This is a genomic window from Schaalia canis (assembly GCF_003858455.1).
Taxonomy (GTDB): domain Bacteria; phylum Actinomycetota; class Actinomycetes; order Actinomycetales; family Actinomycetaceae; genus Pauljensenia; species Pauljensenia canis.
Window position 1 is genome coordinate 75,187 of sequence record NZ_RQZF01000005.1, and the last position, 20,364, is coordinate 95,550.

The following is a 20,364-nucleotide window of genomic DNA, read 5'->3' on the forward strand; positions in this document are numbered from 1 at the left end:
TGACTTCAATATCGAAGTCAATTCTCCCGTGGTCAACACAGTGAGGTGGGGGGCGATGCAGTACCGGGGTAAGGTGACGGGTCCGGAATCGCTCGGACGAATGCTGCAACAAGCGCGTTTAGTGGCGGGGCTGACCCAGCGCGAGCTGGCAAAACAGATCGGCACCACTCAGAAGTACATCTGGGAGCTGGAGTCCGGTAAGCCGTCTATCATGATGGATCGGTTGTTTGCGGCCATGCAGGCGACCGGCATGGAACTCACGGTCACTATCGCTGTCCCCACTGATGAAGGTGCTACTCAAGAGGAGGGCGACCATGGGTGACCTCGTCGTTGAGCTTTACGGTCAGCGGCTCGGTGTGCTGCGTGGAGACTGGCGCACCTTCGATCTGATTCCGGATCCTACTGCTGCGATTCATTTCGGCCTCGACTCAACGGTGATGTCGATCTCCGCGCCCTTGCAGGTCCGAGCGACTCGTTCGCGAGCACCCATTCGACGCAACTTCTTCGCTGAACTGTTGCCCGAAGGGAGGATGCGAATGCGACTGGCGCAGACCGCCGGAGTGCCAGAGCATGATGTTATCGCTCTGCTCCGCCAGTATGGGCGCGACGTGGCAGGAGCTCTCCAGATCTGGGATCCGCAGGTGCCCGGCGAACCCAAGAGTCCTCGGTATGAGCCTGTGAAGCAAAGCGATGTGGCTCGCATGCTGGCAGCAGTATCGGAGGAACCGCTGGGAAACAAACCGATCGGTGGCAAGACCTCGCTGGCTGGCGTCCAGGACAAGATCGTCCTGGCTCGCAGGGATGACAATGGGTGGAGCCGGGTGGTCGACGGAGCTCCTTCGACCCATATTCTCAAGCCTCTTCATGCTCGTTATCCGACGCTCATTTACGACGAGGAATACGGTGCGCGACTGGCACGAGCCGTTGGATTGACCAGTTACGACACATGGGTCGAGGAATTCGATGGGATTCCGGCCGTGGTGATCGAACGCTATGATCGTGACCCCCTGGCCCCTCAGGGGCGTGTCCACCAAGAGGATGGCAACCAAGTGCTTGGGGCTTCCGGCGTGCAGAAGTATCAGCGTGAGGGTGGCGTAGTTACCCTCGAACGCCTGGCGCGAGCTTTCAGAGGTGCGGGCGGCATGCGGATGGTGGAGGCTCTGTTCGGACAAGTCGTGGTGGCAGTGGCTGTCGGCAACCTTGATATGCATGCCAAAAACGTGTCCGTCCTTCATCCGCCGGACGGCAGCTGCCGACTGGCTCCGGCCTACGACATGGTGCCTCAGGCTCATCTGCCTACAGATGGGGAGCTGGCGTTGGCTGTGAATGGCGTGTACCGGCATGCGTCGGTGACGGGCGCCGATCTGGTTGCTGAGGGTGAGCGGTGGGGGATCTCCGACGCGGCTGCACGTGTCGAGACGATGCTCGCCGACCTATCCGGAGCTGTCGAGGCCGAAGTGCCCCTACCGGGAGCCCATCCTGGCCTGGTCGATGACATTGGCGGATTTATCGAGCGACTTCGTCAGGGCTGATCCGCAACGGAATGCTCACCGTTTTAATGTCAGAGATTCGGAAGAGAGGGTACTGAACATGGACATCGTGTTGATTGCTGGCCTGTGGCTAACTGCCGATGTGTGGGATCCGGTGATTTCAGCACTGGCTGCGCATGGGCATCGAGGCATCCCAGTTTCTCTGCCGGGGCAAGATGATGGGAATAAGCTGGCAACTTTGGCCGACCAGCTCGACGCAGTGAAGCGAGAGATTGCTGCCGCTGATCGCCCACTGCTGGTTGGACATTCTGCGGCGGCCACGTTGGCATGGATGGCCGCTGACTCAGATCCGGATTGCGTGTCAGGCGTGGTCTTTATCGGCGGCTTCCCAGAAACAGATGGCGCGACCTACGCCGACTTCTTCGAGGCTGAAGAAGGATGGATGAGGTTCCCGGGATGGAAGAGTTTTGAGGGCCCAGATTCTGCAGATTTGTCGGCCAGCGACAAGGACGCCATGCAGAGCCGCATGGTTGGTGTCCCAGAAGGCGTCAGCAAGGGGATGGTGACTCTTTCCTCCACTGCCCGATTCTCATTGCCTGTGACCGTGCTGTGTCCAGAGTTTTCGCCAGAAGTCGCTCAGGAAGTTATTGATGGAGGGGGTGCTCCTGAGCTGGCGGAAGCCACGAAGGTGGAGCTCATGGATCTGGAATCGGGGCATTGGCCGATGGTGTCTTGCCCGAAGCGCTTGGCTGAGGCGTTGACCATGGTGGCTGAGAAGCTCAGGTGAGTGCTGTGCTGAGGGCGTGGTCCTGCGTTGCAACCTTCTTGGTTTGGTAAGTCGCCCACCGTCCCAGGCGCCATGAGTCCCCCAATAGTAGCGTTCCTGTATGACTGCAAAGCTGAGCATTACACTCCCTGAAGAGATATTGAAGGCCCTGGATCGCCTGATAGAAGAAAGAGTCATTCATTCGCGCTCGGCTGCCATTTCAGACTGCTGTCAGCCAATACGTCACCCCGGATTCGCGGGAGGCTTATCTTCGCGCCATGCAGGAATGGCAGGATGAATCAGAGAAGGTGATGTGGGAGGCCGCTGCTGGAGATGGCATCGCGTGAGGCGCGGGGATGTCTACTGGGGAGATTTCGAGCCGTTTCGTGGCAGTGAAGCCAATACGAGGCGACCGGCGGTAATTGTCAGCAGGGAGGGTGCGAATAACGCGGTGCAGGAAACAGGCCGAGGAACAGTGAGGGTCGTGCCGCTCATGACGATCGTTACTTTTGTTGCTCCGTTTCATGTGCCGATCCCTGCAGAAGAATCCAGACTGAATCGTGACTCCAAAGCTTAAACCGAAGAGATAAGAACCGTGCCAGTCGCCGCCTCGGTGACTACATCGGTTTTCTCGCCTTCGCCGCGATGCTTCAATTAGATGAAGCTCTTCGCCTACACCTTGATCTTTGACAGGTGCGATTTCGTCGAGTCCGACCTCATGCAGAAGACGGTGTGGGAGTTGTAGGTGTCTAAAGTGACGACTCAATCGGCTCTAAATTGACGACTAGAAATGTTCTAAAGTGACGACTTTACTTTCTCTAAAATGGCGACTCGCCTCGTCGGGGTCCGGCGAGAGGTGGACAGCAGTCGAGACAAGGGCGCTTTCATTCTGACGGGCTCAACCGCCCCTTCTGAAGATGCTGCAAGGCATTCTGGAGCCGGACGTTTTGCGCGTCTTCGCATGTCGACAATGACCTTTGCTGAAACGAAGCACTCCACCGCAGAAGCCTTCTTCAACGGCTTGCTTGACGGGCAGGACATTTTGCTGGCTGCCCCCGACTTCTCCGTCCTTGAAGTAATTGAGCGAATGACTCAAGGGGGATGGCCCGCATATCTTAATCTCAGCAATGAAGACGCTCGCGAGAGCATCATCGATTACGCAGCAGATGTTTCGGCCGTTGACGTAAGGACTCCTGACCGAACCTTCCGTGACTCGACTAAGGTGTCCACCTTGCTTCGCTCTCTCAGTAGAGGAATCGGTACTGAGATTACTGTCAGCACCCTTGCGGCTGACACAGGTTTGAGTCGTGATACTGTGCGGGACTATCTCGATGCACTCTCCAGAATTTTCATTCATGTTGAGCAGCCCGCATGGTCAGCGCACCTACGTTCGACGGCAACTCTGAGAAAGGCACCCAAGCGTCACCTTGCCGATCCAGCGCTTGCGGTCGCTTTGCTGCGCGCGACACCGCAACAGATCCTGCGAGACCTCGGCTTTGCTGGCCAGCTCTTCGAGTCACAGGTTTACCACGACATTTGCGCCTTGATGGGCAGGGGCGCTCTCATCTCGCACGCGCGAGACTCAGTAGGCTGCAAGGTGGATCTTGTCGTTGAGCGAGGTGATGGGCGTTGGGCGCTCATTGAAGTCAAACTTGGCTCGTCCGACGAAACTATTGAAGAGGCAGCGGCCTCGCTCAAGCGCTTCGAGAGGCAGCTTGACTTCCGTGGCTATGAATATCCCCCCGAGCTCGTCGTGATCACCGCTACGGGGCCTTCCTATCAACGAAAAGACGGTGTGCATGTCGTTGCATTCACTGCATTGACGCAGTAGTGATGGAGGTAGCAGCGGGGTGAGGTTTAAAAGGAGCAATATTCTGGACGGCTCGCTCACGCTTCGTTGCGGGTAGCGTACGTTCACGTGATTAGCTCACCAGCGCGGGGATCAGCAGTATCTTCAGCTGCAGAGTCTTCTTGAATCGGTCGGCGGGGGGAGCCGACATGCGACATGCGAAGAAGCGACTCGTTCATCTGGAGGCGAGCTATCGGTAGATAGTGTCGCGGCGCCCAATTGAAAATACTTCGATGGTGACAACATCGTCATGAATGACTGCGAGGATGCGATATGAGCCCACGCGATATCGCCATTCTCCGGAGTGATTGGCGGTCAGTCCTTTGCCTAAAGCACGAGGATTGAGGCATCCTTCAAGATTGTCTCGGATCCACGTAGCAAGAATCCTTGCGTCGAAGCGGTCCATCTTCTTGAGCTGCTTGCGTGCCTTCGCCGTCAACTCGACGCGGTACGCGACAGGTTTTGAAGCCACTAGGCGAGCTCCTCAAGAATCTCATTGATGCTGAAACGCTCGCCCTGATCTTCTGCGATCGCTCGCCGAAGCTCCTCAAGATCGTATGAGTCTTCGATTTTCTCCAGGATCGCCGAGCGTGCAAAGTCAGAGATCGTCATTCCTTCAAATTCCGCAAACTTTCGCACGAGCTCGGCATCTTCTGCTTTCATGCGGATCGTCATTGTCGGCATGCTAACTCCTTCATCGCCTCATGAATACATTGTATTCATGGGCTCCACGTCTGCAAGAATTCATGCTTTGGGATCCCGAAGGGAACCTTGGTGGCTAAACGTCGTGGACGAGTAAACACTCGTCTCGTTCTCATGGGGCGGCAGAAAACATTGATATTGACGACTCCGCTGATCAGCGTTCACATCTTCCTTCTGGAGAATCTGCCAAGATAGTCACCATGCGACCGACCTTGCGTAGTGGCGAAACGATCGCCGTATTCTCGCCCTCGTACCCCATTACCGCTGAAGTGCCTGTGCGCTATGAGCGTGGCCGCGACTACCTCGTTTCACGCGGCTTCACTGTCGTTGAGGGGACGCTCACTGGAAAGAGTGACCACTACCGTTCGGGCACAATCCGTGAACGCGTTGATGAAGTCAACGCCCTGATCCGCGATCCTGAGGTTCGTTGCATGATGTCCTCCATTGGCGGGACAAATTCAAATTCGCTGCTGCCTTACCTGGATTACGAGGCATTCGCGGACGACCCCAAGGTGGTGATCGGAACGTCCGATGTGACCGCAATTCTCTTGGCTCTCTACGCGAAAACAGGGGTGACGACCTACTATGGGCCCGCCATGGTCGCCTCCTTTGGAGAATTCCCACCCCTGGTGGATGTGACCTTTGAACGCATGATGGACGCGATCGGAGATGACTCGCCACGCCCTCTGACTCTGCCCAACCCGCACGAATGGACAGAGGAGAGAATCCCATGGTTGACGCAGGACCGAGCTAAAACCTGTCAACCAAACCAACTGCGCACATTGCGTCCAGGCTCAGCTCAGGGGCGTCTGATTGGCGGCAACCTCAACACCATGTCGGCCATCTGGAACACCCCGTATATGCCCCAGATTCGCGAGGGTGACATACTGCTCATTGAAGACTCTATGAAGGATATTGCCACGGTTGAAAGGCTCTTCGCGCTACTTAAATGCTCGAATGTGTTCGACACAATCGGTGGCCTCATCCTGGGTAAGCATGAGCTTTTTGACGACGCCGGAACAGGACGTAGTCCGAGTGATGTCCTCCTTGAGGTCCTCGACGGTGAAGGCGCATTCCCGATCCTCGCCGATTACGACTGCTGCCATACCCATCCGATGCTCACCTTGCCCATCGGCGGGCAGGTCCACCTCAACGCCGACGAGCAGACCGTTACCTTGCTGGAGTAGGTGCTGCCCTAGCGCCCAACGCCAAGACCTGCCACCATTGATTGATGAGGTGGAGCACAAAAAGTACATGGTTGCGTATCGCGCTGCTTGCGGCAGTCTTTTTCGCTGTCCCGCTGGTGATTGCGGCTCTGACACCTGATCCGTACCAGAGCACGTCGGCATTAATTGCCACCCTGTTTGTTTTCTTCCCAGCGATCGTGATTGTTCTGGCCGTCTGGGATGGGCTTGCCGAAGGCTTTAGTCTGCTGTGGTTACTGGCGCCTTTTGTCGCGTTCCTGCCGTCAATGTACGTCTTCTTTAATGATTCGGCGCTGATTTACGGGGCGGCCTACTCGATCTTGGCGCTGCTCGCGAATGGCGTCGCATCCCTCGTTGACAAAGGCCGCACGACGCGCTAAGTAGTGTGGTCGCACCTGGTGGCGAAAAACAGGGCAAAAATGGCTCCTTTTCCGCCACCAAGGGCGACTTCTCCCACCAGGTGCGACCACAATCGTGCGCACGCGCCTACTCCTGCGCCAACCAGCTCACTAGGGCACAGAAAAGCTGCTGGTAGCCGGGCCATTCCATGAACTCGCGTGGTGCCCAGTGTGGGGAAATATCGGTGGCGTAGGCGGCCGAACGGCCGCGTCCGTACTCCTTAACCGCCAGCAGTGGGTCGCCTTCGATAGTGGCGAGGATGGTCGCGTCAGCGTCGGGTGTGAGCCGTTGGTAGCCCAGCAGGTAGGGCCATTGTTTATCGAGGCCGTCCGTGATGGGATGAGCAATGCCGCTCAGGTGACCGTGGGCGCCCTCTGGGGTTTCGATGCGATCGTCCCAGCGTGAGAGTGACACTGGCAGCGCGTCCTCAAGGGGAGTCCCGGCATAGTTGGCCATGGCGCGAAAGCCTTGGAAGCTGAGGTATCCGCCTGCCATCATCAGGCCGCCGCCGGCATGCACCCATTCGCGCAGGACTTTAAGGCGGTTAGGGCGGCGCTGTCCCTGCTCGAAAACTTCCGGTGGGAGTAGCAGTGTATTGGCGCCGATGTCGGACAGGATGACAACGTCGTAGGCATTGAGTTCCTCAATGCTGAAGGGGAAATCAGTGCCTGCGTCGTGGGAGCGCAGATGCGTGACCTCGTGTCCGCCTGCGCGTAGGGCTGCGAGGAACTCCGCGCAGCCGATGTGGATGTGGGTGTGGGGGAAGGGGTCGAAACCTTTGTGGTCAACGGTGTCGCTCACCCAGGATTCGCCCGCAAGAAGAACTTTCGCCATTGAACTTTCCTTCGCGTGTGCCGTGAGTTTCGTGCGTCTACTACTGACGCAGTGTGGCATCCAAAAAGTGGATAGGACTCACTGTAGTGCTGCTGAATTGGCAGTGCCTTTGGGGCGGGGCAAATCATGAGGGGAACGTTCGGTCACGGGGAGGAGGTCTGGAGGAAATACTTTGTTACCAAAAGGTGATCTGTCGAATTATGTTTAACCCGAGGGTGAACGTTAACATCGTCTTTGTGAGCAATCACCTCGCTACATAGCTGTAGTGAGTCCGACATAGCAGTCGGCCATCACCTAGGAGAAAATCAATGAACATTCGTCACCCCTTCGGGAAGCGCGCAACAGGCTTCGCAGCCGTGTTTGCAGCAGCGGCACTGACCCTCACGGCATGCTCCGGCGGCGGTGCAGGCGCAGGCGGCGCAGCAGAATCCGGTGCAGCGCCGGCTCCTGCTGGCGACGGCGAGGTCATCAAGGTTGGCGTGGCAATGCCCACCCAGACCTCTGAGCGTTGGATCGCCGACGGCGAAGCCGTCAAGAAGGGCCTGGAAGAAGCAGGCTTCGAGGTTGACCTCCAGTTCGCCAACGACGACATCCCCACCCAGACCCAGCAGGTCGACCAGATGATCACCTCTGGCGCTAAGGTCCTCGTCATCGCAGCTATCGACGGCACTGCACTGTCCTCCCAGTTGGACACCGCAGGCGCTGCAGGCATCCCTGTCGTGTCCTACGACCGCCTCATCCGCGACAATGAAAACGTCAGCCACTACGTCTCCTTCGACAACTACAAGGTTGGCGTCGCACAGGCTAACGCACTCCTCGTGGGCCTGGGCCTTGTCGACAAGGACGGCAACGAAAAGGCTGATGCCCCCAAGGGCCCGCTCAACATCGAGCTTTTCGCAGGCTCCCTTGACGACAACAACTCCCACTTCTTCTACGACGGTGCATTCGACACCCTCAACCCCTTCATCGAAAAGGGTGTTCTCGTTGTGAAGTCCGGCCAGACCACCATCGACCAGGTCGCTACCCTGCGCTGGTCGCAGGAAGCCGCTCAGAAGCGTATGGAAGACATCCTCACCTCCAACTACGGTGGCGGCTCTGAGCCTCTCGCAGGCGTGCTCTCTCCCTACGATGGCATCTCCCGCGGCATCATCACCGCCCTCCAGGGTGCTGGCTACGGCCCCGGCCTCGACAAGGGCCTGCCCGTCGTCACCGGCCAGGACGCTGAAATTGCCTCCGTTAAGCTCATCAACGATGGCATCCAGCAGTCCACCATCTTCAAGGACACCCGTACCCTCGCCAAGCAGGCTGTGAAGGCCGTTGAGGCTCTCGGTAAGGGCAAGGAGCCCGAGGTTAACGACTCCACCACCTACGACAACGGTGTGAAGGTTGTTCCCTCGTACCTCCTGGATGTCCAGACCATCTACAAGGAAGACATCGAGCCCATCATCATCGGCTCGGGCTACTACACGGCTGAAGAGGTCGCTGCAGGCCTCGCTGAGTAATCAGTGAGGGTGGGTGCGCTCCGAATCGAGCGCACCCACCCTTTTCAGTCCAATCAGTCCAGCGGAACGGAAGTGACATGACGTCCAATATTCTGGAGATGCGTGACATTGATAAGTCCTTCTCCGGCGTCCAAGTGCTCAAGCACGTCAACTTAGAGGTCCGTCGAGGAGAAATCCACGCACTGTGCGGTGAAAACGGCGCAGGCAAATCCACCCTGATGAAGGTCCTGTCGGGCGTGTATCCTCACGGCCAGTACGGCGGCAGCATCATCTTTGACGGCGAAGAACAAAAGTTCTCCTCCATTAAGGAATCTGAAGCTGCAGGTATCGGCATCATCCACCAAGAGCTTGCCCTTATTCCCTACCTGTCAGTGGCAGAAAACCTCTTCCTCGGCACCGAAAAGCCCACGCGCGCGGGCCTCATTGACTGGAATGCCGTCAATCACCGCGCTCAGGAACTTCTGGCAACCGTTGGTCTTCACGACAATGTGAAGACCCCTGTTGGCCAGCTCGGCGTCGGCAAGCAACAGCTCATCGAGATCGGTAAGGCTCTGGCAAAGGACGTCAAACTCCTGATCCTTGATGAGCCCACCGCAGCGTTGAATGACAATGACTCCGCAGCGCTCCTCGACATCGTTCGAGGCCTGCGCGACCAAGGTGTCAGCATCGTCATCATCTCGCACAAGCTCAACGAGATTGCGGCCATCGCTGACCGCACAACGATACTTCGCGATGGTCAGACCATTGAGACTATCGACATGAAGGATCCTGCCTCCACGCAGAATAAGATCATTTCCCTCATGGTGGGTCGTGAACTCTCGCAGCGTTACCCCAGCCGTGAATCCAATATTGGGGAAGAAATCTTCCGCGTTGAGGATTGGACCGTCTACCATCCGTCCCAAGCGGGCCGCCTCGTCATTAAGGACGCATCCTTTAACGTCCGCCACGGTGAAGTTGTCGGCATTGCAGGCCTGATGGGTGCCGGACGCACCGAACTTGCCATGAGTATCTTCGGTCGCTCCTGGGGCCGCGACATTAGCGGTCGCCTGTATAAGGAAGGCAAGGAGATCAAGGTACATAGCGTTTCCGAGGCCGTTGAACACGGCATCGCTTACGCTACAGAAGACCGCAAGACCTACGGCCTGAACCTCATTGACGACATCCGCCATAACGTCGCCACCGCAGGACTTTTCAAGCTCTCCCGGAGAGGCTTCGTTAACGCCCATGAAGAGCTTGCAGTTGCTGTTGGATACAAGGACGCAATGAATATTCGTGCTTCCTCTGTGCTGCAGCAAGCGGGCTCACTTTCGGGTGGCAACCAGCAAAAGGTTGTTCTCTCGAAGTGGCTCTACACCGACGCAGACGTTCTTATCCTTGACGAGCCCACACGCGGTATCGACGTGGGCGCCAAGTTCGAGATTTACACCCTCATTAACAAGATGGTGGAACAGGGCAAGGCTGTCATCGTCATTTCCTCCGAACTTGAGGAAATCCTGGGTATTTCAGACCGCATCTACACCCTGGCCTACGGGCGTATTACCGGCGAAATGCCGGTAGCCGAAGCCACTCAAGAAAAGCTCATGGAACTTATGACCATTGAGCCGACAAGGGAGTCCGACCAGTGACCGATACCATCTCTCTCAAAGAACTCATCCGCGCAAACATTCGCCAGGGCGGTATCTTTATCGCCTTCGTTGCGATTGTTATTCTCTTCGCGGCACTTAACCCGGCGTTCCTTAGCCCGATTAACCTGACGAATATCGTCCTGCAGTACTCTTACATTCTGATCCTGGCGATTGGCATGCTCTTTGTCATTGTCCTTGGTCAGATTGACCTGTCCGTCGGTTCGATTGTGGCAGTCACGGGTGCGCTCTCGGCAGTGCTCGTCGTCAAGATGGGCTACCCGTGGTGGATGGGCGTTTTGGCTGCTCTCGCTTTGGGTATCGCCATTGGTGCGTTCCAGGGTTTCTGGGTTGCCTACATGGGCATCCCGGGCTTCATCGTCACTCTGGCTGGCATGCTCCTTTTCCGTGGTCTGACCTTCAACGTGCTGAGCAACGTGTCGGTTTCCCCCTTCCCCAAGGAATACTTCAACATTGCCAACGGCTTCTTGAACGGGCTGTTAGGTGGCCCGGGATATGACGTCTTCACGCTGGTGATCTTCGCTATCGCCGTCGTGGGCTTCGCCGTCCAGCAGTGGCGTCAGCGTATGGCCTCTGTCGAATACAACCAGGCTGTTGAAGCACTGTGGATCTTCATTACGAAGCTCGTTGCCGTTGCCGTCGTTGTCATGCTTTTCGCATTCCAGCTTGCGTCGGCACGAGGCCTGCCCATCGTTCTGATTCTCCTGGCACTGCTGATCCTCATTTACGGCACCATCAGCCAGTCCACTGTCTTTGGCCGTAATGTTTACGCCATTGGTGGTAATAAGTCGGCTGCTCGCCTGTCGGGTATCAACGTGCGAGGCGTGTCCTTCTGGGTGTACGTCAACATGGGCTTCCTGGCCGCTATTGCGGGCGTTGTTTACTCCGCTCGTATGAACGGCGCGCAGCCCTCCGCTGGCAACATGTTCGAGCTTGACGCCATTGCCGCCTGCTTCATCGGTGGTGCTTCCACCACCGGCGGTGTGGGTCGCATTGCTGGTGCCATGATCGGTGGTCTGATTATGGCCGTCATGTCGAACGGTATGCAGCTCATGGGCGCATCGACCTCGACCCAGCAGATCGTCAAGGGCGCAGTGCTTCTGCTCGCTGTTGCTTTCGACGTCTACAACAAGCGTCGCGCAGGCTCCCTTGCCTGATTGTCGCTGAGGGCGTCTTATTTCAGCCCGTCTCAGTGAAGGCGCGGCGGTTCGATACGGAGTATTGCAGCCGCCGCGCCTTCGTTTTACCTGGTCGATTGTGAGGGGCCTTAAAAGACATGGATGCATTGCCATCATCTCCGCATCGTCGTGCCCGCATGCGTGACGTCGCGGAGCTCGCCAAAGTCTCTCACCAAACTGTTTCGCGAGTCATCAACGGCGTGGGTGTCGTCGCTCCAGAAACACGCGAGCGTGTCCTTGCTGCCATTAAAACCTTGGGGTATCGTCCTAATTCGGCTGCTCGCGCCCTTGTTACCCAACGGTCGGGTCTGCTGGGTATTATCAGCCCCGCACAAAGCTACTTCGGTCCTACTTCCATGCAGCTCGGCGTTGAGCTTGCTGCCCACGATCAGGGCTTTTTAACGATCTTATCGCCACTTGAGGAGTTCACCACTGAGACTCTTAGCGACGCTATCGGACGTTTCTCAAGTCTTTCAGTGGAGGCGATCATCGTGATTGAACCTCTTGAGTCGATTCTTCTTGACCTTGAGCATTTTGATACGCCGATACCGGTTGTCTCCGTAATGTCACCCACGATGGGCCGCCGCCTGGGAACACCTACCGCCACACTCGATCACATTCCGGGAATCCGCGCGCTTCTTGCCCATCTGCGGCAACTGGGGCATGAACGTATTGCTCATTTGCGAGGCCGTGATGGGTGGTACGAGTCGCGTGAACGCGAGGAATGTTACCGGCATGAAATGTGGGCTGCTGGTTTAACCCCCTGGGTGATTCCCACGAACTCTTGGGCGGCCCACTCGGCGTGTGAGGCTGTGATGGAGCTGCCCGTGGCCTCAATGCCGACCGCTTTTTTTGCTGCCAGTGACGATCTAGCGTTGGGAGCCATCCACGCTTTACAGTTACGAGGCATCCGCGTCCCCGAGGATGTCAGTGTCGTGGGGGTTGACGACACTCCGACCTCGCCTTTTTTGACGCCGGCACTGACAACCGTTCGTCAGGATTTCGCTGCCGTGGGGAAAGCTCTAGTGGAGCTGGCACTTGAATGTATTGATAAGGGCGAGGCTTCAGCTCGTACGATTCCGGTGGAGTTAATCCTTCGGGACTCAACTGCAAGGGCTCGAGCGCACCCCCTCACTGAAGTTCCTACTCTGGCCTGTGACGGAGCGGGCAGGCCGGGTATCCTTAGCAAGGAATAGTCTCTACTGGTTTCAAGGACGAACTCATGGATCATCGTAATCCTGCTAGCTGGACCCCTGAATTTGCGCAGGAGGTTCACCGCACGCGCGAACTCGTTGCCGACCTTCATGCGGAACTGCCTCGCTGGGAGCTGGTTGTGTGGACGGCCGGTAATGTTTCCCAACGAATCCGAGGGGAGGCCGCTGATGGTTCTCAGGATTTGCTCGTCATCAAACCCTCTGGTGTGTCCTACGACGATTTGAGCGCCGAGGCGATGGTGGTCTGTGACCTCAATGGTGAGCTGATCCAGGGCGAGGGGAAGCCCTCCTCCGATACTGCCGCTCACGCCTACGTCTACCGGCACATGCCCCACATCGGGGGAGTGGTACACACCCATTCGACGTACGCGACTGCGTGGGCAGCCCGGGGCGAGGCCATTCCCTGTGTGCTGACGATGATGGGTGATGAGTTCGGCGGAGACATCCCTGTTGGCCCCTTCGCCCTCATCGGGGATGACTCTATCGGTAAAGGCATTGTGGATACTCTGAAGGACCACCCCAGCCCTGCAGTGCTCATGCAAAACCACGGCCCCTTCACGATCGGTAAGGATGCCCGCGCCGCGGTCAAGGCTGCTGTCATGGTCGAAGAGGTCGCTCGGACTGTGCATATTGCCCGCCAGGGGGGCGACCTGATCCCGATTCCTCAAGAGGCCATTGAGAGCCTGTATGCCCGCTACCAGAACGTTTACGGCCAGTAGGCCCGCTGAGCCCGTTCCCAGAGCACTGCCCAGATGAGCGGGCTTTCCCCACAGCAGTCGATAGGGGGCGCAGGAGCCCCACAAATAGGAGATCCCAATGAAAAACTTTTACGAAGGCCGCGAGGTTTGGTTCTACACCGGCAGCCAGGACCTGTACGGCGAGGAAACTCTCCGTCAAGTCGCCGAGCAATCTCAAGAGGTTGTGCGTCTGCTCAACGATTCGGGTGTGCTGCCCGTTCCTGTTGTGTGGAAGCCTGTGCTGAAGGACTCTGACGCGATCCGCCGCGCCATGTTGGATGCCTCCACCGACGATAACGTCATTGGCGTGATCTCCTGGATGCACACCTTCAGCCCTGCCAAGATGTGGATTCGAGGGATGGAGGTCCTCTCGAAGCCTTTGCTGCACTTGGCTACGCAAGCCAATGTTGAGATCCCGTGGGATTCCATCGATATGGACTTCATGAACCTTAACCAGGCTGCTCACGGGGATCGCGAGTACGCCTACATCCTTACTCGACTTGGGGTTTCCCGCACCACGGTTGTTGGCCACGCCTCCCACCCTCATGTGACCGCGCGGGTGGCCTCGTGGATGCGGGCAGCGGCAGGTTGGGCGGCCGCCCACGAGATGCGTATTGTGCGCTTTGGCGACAATATGCGCAATGTTGCCGTCACTGAGGGGGATAAGACCGAGGCCGAACGGCGCTTGGGCGTGTCGATTAACACCTGGGGCGTCAATGATCTGGTTGCCGCCGTTGACGCGGTTGACGAGGCCGCCGTGGATGCTTTGGTTGCGCTGTATGAGGAGCATTACGACGTGGCTGAGGAGCTGCGCGCGGGCGCTGAGCGTCACGACTCCTTGCGTTATGCGGCCCGTCAGGAGATCGCTATTCGATCCTTCTTGGAAGAGCGTCGGGCAAGTGCTTTCACCACGAACTTTGAAGACCTGGGTGGTTTGAAGCAGCTACCAGGTCTGGCTGTTCAGCGCCTCATGGCTGAAGGCTACGGCTTTGGTGCCGAGGGCGACTGGAAGACGGCCCTGCTGGTGAGGGTGGCCAAGGTGATGGGTGAGGGCCTGCCCGGTGGCGCGTCGTTGATGGAGGACTACACCTATAACCTGGTGCCTGGTCAGGAGATGATTCTGGGCGCGCACATGCTGGAGATCTGCCCGAGCTTGACGGCAGGTAAGGTCCGTATTGAGATTCATCCGCTGGGCATTGGCGACCGTGAGGACCCGGTGCGCATGGTGTTTAACGCTGATGCTGGTCCTGGCATGGTGGTGGCTCTTGCGGATATGCGTGACCGTTTCCGTCTGACTGCCAATGTTGTGAATGTGGTGGAGCCGCCTCATGATATGCCGAAGTTGCCGGTGGCTCGTGCAATGTGGGTGCCTGAACCCTCTATGGAGACCTCCATTGAGTCGTGGCTGACGGCAGGTGGCGCACATCATACGGCAATGACGACGCAGGTGGGTGTGGCCGAGTGGGAGACGTTCGCGTCGATCGCGGGGATGGAGCTGGTGGTGATCGACAAGGACACCACCACGCGAAGCTTTGCTGATCGTCTGCGGTGGAATCAGGTGTACTACCGTCTTGCGGAAGGCTTGTGAGGGGCGTCGGGCAGGTTTTCTGAGGCTTCTGACTAAGCGGTCAGCTTGTTGAAAATGTTTCGTTTTGGGGGTGCTTTTCCTGAAAAAGCACCCCCAAACCTCGGCAAAACGTGAGAAATCCTGAAGAAACGCCGATTCAACCTGACAAAACTGCCTGTTATTCCGTAGTGTTTCCCTATGACCTCGCACGAGGTTCCGAATCTTGTACCGAATCAGAAGAGGTATCCAATGTCTGTCAACCGCACCGAGCTTGTTGCCGCCATCGCCGAAGAGGCTGGTCTGACCAAGGTTCAGGCTGACGCAGCCCTGTCCGCTTTCCAGAAGGTTCTCGTTGAGTCCCTCGCTAAGGGCGAAGCTGTCAAGGTCACCGGCCTGCTCTCCGTGGAGCGTGTTGAGCGCGCAGCTCGCACCGGCCGCAACCCCCGCACCGGCGAAGAAATCCAGATCCCCGCTGGCTACGGCGTGAAGATCTCCGCTGGCTCCACCCTGAAGAAGGCTGTTGCTAAGTGACAATGAGCCTCTGATGAGTCTCAGGAGGGCGGGCGCACAAGCGCCCGCCCTCCGTTTTCTTTTCTTACCCACTCGTGTTGAGCAACGGTGAACCTAAGCGGGTTCCCAAAAATTTGTCTGATGACTACACTGAGTGGTGAGTACACTGTGTAGACGTCACGTTGACAGTGACATGGATCCACAAGGATGAGGAGCAAACACTATGAAGGTCGCAATCCTTCCCAACGAGCATGAAATTGCTCGCGTTGCCGCTGACCAGATCGAGGCGCTGTACCGCCGCAAGCCTGACTTCGTCCTCGGCTTGGCTACGGGCTCTTCACCTCTTCCTCTCTACGCTGAACTTATTGAGCGTTTCAAGGCCGGACGCATCTCCTTCGCTCAGGTTCGTTCCTTCAACCTTGATGAATACGTTGGCCTACCCAAGGACCACTACGAGGGCTACGCCAACTTCATTCACCGCAACCTCGTTGACCACCTCGATATGGCTGAAGGCGCGGCGCATGGCCCCGACGGCTGGTGTGAAGATTTGCATGCAGGTGCTGCCGCCTACGACCAGGCAATTAAGGATGCTGGCGGTATCGACTTGCAGGTGCTGGGTATTGGCTCTGACGGTCATATTGGCTTCAACGAGCCGGGCGGCTCCCTGACCTCCCGCACCCACGTTGGCGTCCTGACTGAGCAGACTCGCCGCGACAATGCTCGCTTCTTCGAGGGCAACATTGACGACGTCCCCACTCACTGCGTCACGCAGGGCCTGGGTACCATCATGGATGCTCGCGAGAACCTCATGATCGTCACCGGCGCTGGTAAGGCTGAGGCCGTCAAGGAACTCATCGAGGGTGGCATTTCGGCCCGCTGGCCCGCCACCATCTTGCAGATGCACGACAACACCACGGTCCTGCTGGACGAGGCTGCTGCATCCCTGCTTGAACTCAAGGACTTCTACCGCGAGGTCTGGGAAAAGGAATCCCTCTGACACGTCACCGCGCAGAAACTGCGCTGAGCCGAGTGTGAGAACTCCCGCGTCGCCCTCGCCCCCAGACAAGTGGGGCGAGGGCGATTGCGCACCTACAATGGAGGACATGCGAGCACTGGATGAACCCATGGCCCCCGGAGGCCCCGAAAGCCCGAACGCGCCATCGAACCCCCAGTCCTCGACCGCACTGCTGGAACGAACCGAGGTAGAGCGCGAGAAGGACCCGGGCGACGGTGATCGTTTCGCCCACTTCGTGCGTAAAGACAAAGCTGATTCCTCGATGGTCACCGGCCAGCCCGTCGTTGCCCTCTGCGGTAAGGTCTGGATCCCCACTCGGGATGCCAGCCAGTACCCTGTCTGCCCTAAGTGCAAGGCTTTGCGCGACGAGATGAATAATTTCGGCCCGAACTGGCCCTTCTCAGATGGACGTTCAGGTGGTTCGGGAGGTTCCAACCAGTGAATCGCGGCCCTGTTGGTTCCACCAGCGGCCCGCAACGAGTCTCCGCCTCAGCAGCTCAGAATCTTTCTCCAGCTTTTCCTGAGCGCGCCCGATGGGGCACTGCGGGGAGTCTGCGCGCCTGGCAGGCCGCTGCCCTGAACCTCTACCTTGAAAAATCTCCCAAAGACTTTCTTGCTGTTGCCACGCCCGGTGCCGGTAAGACCACCTTCGCCCTGCGCATTGCTGTTGAACTCATGGGGTCAGGCGTGGTCGATAAGGTCACGGTTGTGTGCCCCACCGAGCACCTGAAAAGCCAGTGGGCTGACGCCGCCGCACGGGTAGGGATCCACATTGACCCTGCTTTCAGTAACTCCCAGGGCATGGCGGGCTCCCACTATGACGGTGTGGCCGTCACCTACGCCCAGGTGGCATCCAACCCCGCGGTCCACTCGGCGCGCACCCGCTCTCACCGCACGCTCATTATCCTTGACGAGATTCACCACGCGGGCGACTCCCTCTCCTGGGGGGATGGCATCTCCGAGGCCTTCAAAGATGCCACCCGCCGCCTGAACCTGACGGGCACCCCCTTCCGCTCGGACACCTCGCCCATCCCCTTCGTGCGCTACGTTGAGGACGATGAGGGCATCCGCCGCTCCCAGGCTGACTACACCTATGGCTACGGGGATGCTCTGCGTGACGGTGTTGTGCGCCCAGTCCTTTTCATGTCCTACTCGGGCACCATGTCGTGGCGCACCAGTGCGGGCGAGCAATACTCTGCCCGCCTGGGCGAGCCCCTGACGAAGGACATGATGAAGCAGGCCTGGCGTACCGCTTTGGACCCGAAGGGCGAGTGGATTCCTGCTGTCCTTCAGGCAGCTGACCAGCGCCTGACCGAGGTTCGCCGCCAAGTACCAGACGCCGGCGGCCTTGTCATTGCCTCTGACCAAACCCAGGCGCGCGCTTATGCCCGCCACCTGCGCATGATCACCGGCAAGGCTGCCACCGTCGTCCTCTCCGACGATAAGGACGCCTCTGAACGCATCGACACCTTCCGTGAGAACGATGACCGCTGGATGGTGGCCGTCCGCATGGTGTCCGAAGGCGTCGATGTGCCGCGCCTGTCCGTTGGCGTGTACGCAACCAACACGTCCACCTCCCTGTTCTTTGCGCAGGCCGTCGGACGTTTCGTGCGTGCACGCCGACGTGGCGAAACCGCCACCGTGTTTATTCCCTCCGTACTGCCACTGCTTGACCTTGCAGGAGCGATGGAAGTTGAGCGCGACCACGCTCTTGACCGTCCGACGAATCCCCATGAGGAAGGTGACCTCTACAATCCTGAGGATGCTCTGATCGCCCAGGCAAACCGCCAAGAGAAAGCCTCATCCGACCTGCTGGGCTCCTTCGAGGCCCTGGGGGCGGATGCAGAGTTTGACGCCGTCCTTTTCGACGGTGCCGCATGGGGATCAGTGGCCGAGGTCGGCTCCGTAGAGGAGCAAGAATACCTGGGGATACCGGGCTTGCTTGAGCCCGATCAGGTGACAACGCTCCTGCGAGCCCGCCAAGAAGAACAGATCGCCAGCCAAAAACGCGCCCGAGCGGCGGCGAAACTCCGTGACGAGAATGCGGGTATTTCTGATCACCGTGTGCGCGCGGCCAAGCGTAAGGAACTCCAAAACCTTGTCTCCTCGTGGTCCCGCCGATCAGGGGAAACTCACGCGGTGATCCACTCTCAACTGCGTCAACGCTGCGGTGGGCCCGAAGTTGCCCAGGCCAGCACCGAGCAGATCGCTGCACGCATCGCGCTCCTGCGCGAGTGGTTTGTTGGGCGACGGTAAGACGCGCCAACGACGAAGCGCCCCAGCGTTAACCTGAAGAATCAGGCCAACACTGGGGGGCGCATTGTCGAGGAAGAAACGCAGTGTCACACCGGGGTAAAACTGCGCCCCTGACGTCAGTCCAAGGAAATGTAGCGAGTGGGAATTGCCGTCTCGCCCTCGGAAAGACGCCACGCCTGGTAGGGCAGTTCATTACGGGAACGAACGTGACGCTCCTGGGCTTCCCGTAGAGCACCCGGACCCCAGGCTGTGGGGTCAATGACACCGTTGCGGACCAAAGCCACCTGCAGTGGGCGGGCACCCAAGGATTCCAACTCTGACAGGCGAGCGGCCTCGTCCGAGCCAGCAACGAGGACCTCTTCAGAGGCGTAGCCGTCCTCGTCAACGAGTCGGCCCGCACTCTTGCGGCCACCCACAGTGCCTTTGGATTCGGAGCGTTTGGCAACAGGCACCATGGTTCCGTTGCCGTCGTCGCGGGCCACCAGCTTGTAGACGAGGGCGGCGGTCGGTACACCCGATCCCGTCACGAGCTTCGTGCCCACACCGTAGGAGTCGATCGGGGCCGCGCCCAGAGCAGCGATTGCGTACTCATCAAGGTCGTTGGTGACGGTAATCTTCGTCGAGGTCGCCCCCAGGGCATCCAGTTGCCCGCGAACCTTAAAGGCCTGTGCGACAAGGTCACCTGAGTCCAAACGAACCGCGCCGAGCTCGCCTCCAGCAGCGCGGGCAGCGGCCACAGCATTATTGACGCCTTCGGTGACGTTGTACGTGTCCACCAGCAAGGTCGTGTTCGTGCCCAGACGTGCAATCTGCGCATCGAAGGCGTCGCGCTCGGAATCGTGCAGCAGCGTGAAAGAGTGAGCCGATGTTCCAATGGTGGGGATGCCGTAACGCTTACCGGCCTCTAGATTCGAGGTGCCAGAAAAACCGCCGATAACGGCTGCGCGAGCTGCCGACACGGCGGCACGTTCATGCGCACGACGAGCACCCATATCCATGCAGGGGCGGCCGTGAGCCGCAATGGTCATACGAGAAGCCGCCGAAGCGATTGCGCAATCATGGTTCAGCACTGACAGCAGTAGAGTCTCCAGCAGGGTACATTCTGCGAAAGTACCTTCGACGGTCAGCAGGGGAGAGCCAGGGAAGTAACATTCGCCTTCTGCGTAGCCATCAATGTTGCCACTAAAGCGGAAGGTGGACAGGTACTCAAGTGCAGCCTCTGAGAGGGCAGTGTGGTCGGCAAGCCAGGCGATCTGCTCGGGCTCGAAGTGGAAACGTTCAAGTGCTTCAAGGATGCGGCCGGTGCCGGCAACGACGCCAAAACGGCGGGTAGCAGGCAGTCGGCGTCCGAAAAGCTCGAACACAGAGTGACGATGCGCAGTTCCGGCTTGAAGAGCCGCATCAAGCATCGTCAATTCGTACATATCTGTCAGCAGTGCTGTCGAATGAGAAGCAGGCATAGGCTCAATGTATCCTGACTATTCACGCCAAGCTGTG

Annotated in this window: 22 protein-coding genes; 18 read left to right on the forward strand and 4 right to left on the reverse strand. The window is 58.4% G+C overall.

Going from position 1 to position 20,364, the window contains the following annotated elements; all coding sequences use genetic code 11:
* The first annotated feature begins 100 nt into the window (after positions 1-100).
* From EII11_RS06375 to EII11_RS06400, 6 genes are all read left to right on the forward strand, one after another.
* Positions 101-322: a helix-turn-helix domain-containing protein gene (locus tag EII11_RS06375; protein ID WP_205649252.1), complete on the forward strand. Its 222-nt coding sequence runs from the start codon at positions 101-103 to the stop codon at positions 320-322.
* Complete coding sequence (locus EII11_RS06380; RefSeq protein ID WP_124870330.1) at positions 315-1,532, forward strand: type II toxin-antitoxin system HipA family toxin; 1,218 nt, start codon at positions 315-317, stop codon at positions 1,530-1,532. The genes EII11_RS06375 and EII11_RS06380 overlap by 8 nt, the downstream gene beginning before the upstream one ends.
* Before the next feature lie 58 nt (positions 1,533-1,590).
* Entirely contained in the window at positions 1,591-2,277 is a 687-nt protein-coding gene (locus EII11_RS06385; RefSeq protein ID WP_124870333.1) for an alpha/beta fold hydrolase, read from the forward strand.
* Positions 2,278-2,377: 100 nt separating this feature from the next.
* The gene (locus EII11_RS11000; protein ID WP_124870336.1) at positions 2,378-2,554 is read left to right on the forward strand and encodes a ribbon-helix-helix domain-containing protein; all 177 of its coding nucleotides are present in this window, start codon (positions 2,378-2,380) and stop codon (positions 2,552-2,554) included.
* A gap of 45 nt (positions 2,555-2,599) precedes the next feature.
* Positions 2,600-2,833 carry a type II toxin-antitoxin system PemK/MazF family toxin gene (locus EII11_RS11005; RefSeq protein WP_205649253.1) on the forward strand — a complete coding sequence of 78 codons (234 nt, stop codon included), beginning with the start codon at positions 2,600-2,602 and terminating at the stop codon, positions 2,831-2,833.
* 384 nt (positions 2,834-3,217) lie between these two features.
* Complete coding sequence (locus EII11_RS06400) at positions 3,218-4,087, forward strand: ATP-binding protein (protein ID WP_205649254.1); 870 nt, start codon at positions 3,218-3,220, stop codon at positions 4,085-4,087.
* Between the two features lie 208 nt (positions 4,088-4,295).
* Here EII11_RS06400 and EII11_RS06405 read toward each other — a convergent pair whose 3' ends face one another.
* Positions 4,296-4,577 (reverse strand): type II toxin-antitoxin system RelE family toxin, encoded by a 282-nt coding sequence (locus EII11_RS06405; RefSeq protein WP_124870341.1) that lies wholly within the window; start codon positions 4,575-4,577, stop codon positions 4,296-4,298.
* Positions 4,577-4,789 (reverse strand): type II toxin-antitoxin system RelB family antitoxin, encoded by a 213-nt coding sequence (relB, locus tag EII11_RS06410; RefSeq protein WP_124870344.1) that lies wholly within the window; start codon positions 4,787-4,789, stop codon positions 4,577-4,579. Before relB ends, EII11_RS06405 begins: the two co-directional genes overlap by 1 nt.
* Before the next feature lie 218 nt (positions 4,790-5,007).
* Here relB and EII11_RS06415 point away from each other — a divergent pair, with 218 nt between their 5' ends.
* Both EII11_RS06415 and EII11_RS06420 read left to right on the forward strand, forming a co-directional pair.
* Complete coding sequence (locus EII11_RS06415) at positions 5,008-5,994, forward strand: S66 family peptidase (protein ID WP_124870347.1); 987 nt, start codon at positions 5,008-5,010, stop codon at positions 5,992-5,994.
* 44 nt (positions 5,995-6,038) lie between these two features.
* On the forward strand, positions 6,039-6,392 hold the full coding sequence (locus EII11_RS06420) for an iron ABC transporter (protein ID WP_124870350.1): 354 nt from the start codon (positions 6,039-6,041) through the stop codon (positions 6,390-6,392).
* Between the two features lie 106 nt (positions 6,393-6,498).
* Here EII11_RS06420 and EII11_RS06425 read toward each other — a convergent pair whose 3' ends face one another.
* On the reverse strand, positions 6,499-7,245 hold the full coding sequence (locus tag EII11_RS06425) for a glutamine amidotransferase (RefSeq protein ID WP_124870353.1): 747 nt from the start codon (positions 7,243-7,245) through the stop codon (positions 6,499-6,501).
* Between the two features lie 308 nt (positions 7,246-7,553).
* Here EII11_RS06425 and chvE point away from each other — a divergent pair, with 308 nt between their 5' ends.
* From chvE to EII11_RS06475, 10 genes are all read left to right on the forward strand, one after another.
* On the forward strand, positions 7,554-8,747 hold the full coding sequence (gene chvE / locus EII11_RS06430; protein ID WP_124870356.1) for a multiple monosaccharide ABC transporter substrate-binding protein: 1,194 nt from the start codon (positions 7,554-7,556) through the stop codon (positions 8,745-8,747).
* Positions 8,748-8,824: 77 nt separating this feature from the next.
* Positions 8,825-10,372, forward strand: a complete 1,548-nt coding sequence (gene mmsA, locus EII11_RS06435; protein WP_124870358.1) for a multiple monosaccharide ABC transporter ATP-binding protein — start codon at positions 8,825-8,827, stop codon at positions 10,370-10,372.
* Entirely contained in the window at positions 10,369-11,547 is a 1,179-nt protein-coding gene (gene mmsB, locus EII11_RS06440; protein WP_124870361.1) for a multiple monosaccharide ABC transporter permease, read from the forward strand. The genes mmsA and mmsB overlap by 4 nt, the downstream gene beginning before the upstream one ends.
* 119 nt (positions 11,548-11,666) lie before the next feature.
* Entirely contained in the window at positions 11,667-12,764 is a 1,098-nt protein-coding gene (locus EII11_RS06445) for a LacI family DNA-binding transcriptional regulator (protein ID WP_124870364.1), read from the forward strand.
* Positions 12,765-12,790: 26 nt separating this feature from the next.
* Positions 12,791-13,501 carry an L-ribulose-5-phosphate 4-epimerase gene (locus EII11_RS06450; RefSeq protein WP_124870367.1) on the forward strand — a complete coding sequence of 237 codons (711 nt, stop codon included), beginning with the start codon at positions 12,791-12,793 and terminating at the stop codon, positions 13,499-13,501.
* A gap of 97 nt (positions 13,502-13,598) precedes the next feature.
* On the forward strand, positions 13,599-15,107 hold the full coding sequence (gene araA, locus EII11_RS06455; RefSeq protein WP_124870370.1) for an L-arabinose isomerase: 1,509 nt from the start codon (positions 13,599-13,601) through the stop codon (positions 15,105-15,107).
* Positions 15,108-15,335: 228 nt separating this feature from the next.
* On the forward strand, positions 15,336-15,617 hold the full coding sequence (locus tag EII11_RS06460) for an HU family DNA-binding protein (RefSeq protein WP_124870373.1): 282 nt from the start codon (positions 15,336-15,338) through the stop codon (positions 15,615-15,617).
* Between the two features lie 202 nt (positions 15,618-15,819).
* On the forward strand, positions 15,820-16,593 hold the full coding sequence (gene nagB / locus EII11_RS06465; protein WP_124870376.1) for a glucosamine-6-phosphate deaminase: 774 nt from the start codon (positions 15,820-15,822) through the stop codon (positions 16,591-16,593).
* A gap of 106 nt (positions 16,594-16,699) precedes the next feature.
* Positions 16,700-17,053 carry a DUF3039 domain-containing protein gene (locus EII11_RS06470; RefSeq protein ID WP_124870379.1) on the forward strand — a complete coding sequence of 118 codons (354 nt, stop codon included), beginning with the start codon at positions 16,700-16,702 and terminating at the stop codon, positions 17,051-17,053.
* Positions 17,050-18,867, forward strand: coding sequence for a DEAD/DEAH box helicase (locus EII11_RS06475; RefSeq protein WP_124870382.1), 1,818 nt, complete (start codon positions 17,050-17,052; stop codon positions 18,865-18,867). Before EII11_RS06470 ends, EII11_RS06475 begins: the two co-directional genes overlap by 4 nt.
* Positions 18,868-18,983: 116 nt before the next feature.
* Here EII11_RS06475 and EII11_RS06480 read toward each other — a convergent pair whose 3' ends face one another.
* Positions 18,984-20,327: a nicotinate phosphoribosyltransferase gene (locus tag EII11_RS06480; RefSeq protein ID WP_124870385.1), complete on the reverse strand. Its 1,344-nt coding sequence runs from the start codon at positions 20,325-20,327 to the stop codon at positions 18,984-18,986.
* Between the last annotated feature and the right edge of the window lie 37 nt (positions 20,328-20,364).

Coding starts and splice junctions, on each gene's coding strand:
- EII11_RS06375 (WP_205649252.1), top strand. CDS start 101: ATGCTGCAACAAGCGCGTTTAGTGGCGGGGCTGACCCAGCGCGAGCTG.
- EII11_RS06380 (WP_124870330.1), top strand. CDS start 315: ATGGGTGACCTCGTCGTTGAGCTTTACGGTCAGCGGCTCGGTGTGCTG.
- EII11_RS06385 (WP_124870333.1), top strand. CDS start 1,591: ATGGACATCGTGTTGATTGCTGGCCTGTGGCTAACTGCCGATGTGTGG.
- EII11_RS11000 (WP_124870336.1), top strand. CDS start 2,378: ATGACTGCAAAGCTGAGCATTACACTCCCTGAAGAGATATTGAAGGCC.
- EII11_RS06400 (WP_205649254.1), top strand. CDS start 3,218: ATGTCGACAATGACCTTTGCTGAAACGAAGCACTCCACCGCAGAAGCC.
- relB (WP_124870344.1), bottom strand. CDS start 4,789: ATGCCGACAATGACGATCCGCATGAAAGCAGAAGATGCCGAGCTCGTG.
- EII11_RS06415 (WP_124870347.1), top strand. CDS start 5,008: ATGCGACCGACCTTGCGTAGTGGCGAAACGATCGCCGTATTCTCGCCC.
- EII11_RS06420 (WP_124870350.1), top strand. CDS start 6,039: ATGAGGTGGAGCACAAAAAGTACATGGTTGCGTATCGCGCTGCTTGCG.
- EII11_RS06425 (WP_124870353.1), bottom strand. CDS start 7,245: ATGGCGAAAGTTCTTCTTGCGGGCGAATCCTGGGTGAGCGACACCGTT.
- chvE (WP_124870356.1), top strand. CDS start 7,554: ATGAACATTCGTCACCCCTTCGGGAAGCGCGCAACAGGCTTCGCAGCC.
- mmsA (WP_124870358.1), top strand. CDS start 8,825: ATGACGTCCAATATTCTGGAGATGCGTGACATTGATAAGTCCTTCTCC.
- EII11_RS06445 (WP_124870364.1), top strand. CDS start 11,667: ATGGATGCATTGCCATCATCTCCGCATCGTCGTGCCCGCATGCGTGAC.
- EII11_RS06450 (WP_124870367.1), top strand. CDS start 12,791: ATGGATCATCGTAATCCTGCTAGCTGGACCCCTGAATTTGCGCAGGAG.
- araA (WP_124870370.1), top strand. CDS start 13,599: ATGAAAAACTTTTACGAAGGCCGCGAGGTTTGGTTCTACACCGGCAGC.
- EII11_RS06460 (WP_124870373.1), top strand. CDS start 15,336: ATGTCTGTCAACCGCACCGAGCTTGTTGCCGCCATCGCCGAAGAGGCT.
- nagB (WP_124870376.1), top strand. CDS start 15,820: ATGAAGGTCGCAATCCTTCCCAACGAGCATGAAATTGCTCGCGTTGCC.
- EII11_RS06470 (WP_124870379.1), top strand. CDS start 16,700: ATGCGAGCACTGGATGAACCCATGGCCCCCGGAGGCCCCGAAAGCCCG.
- EII11_RS06480 (WP_124870385.1), bottom strand. CDS start 20,327: ATGCCTGCTTCTCATTCGACAGCACTGCTGACAGATATGTACGAATTG.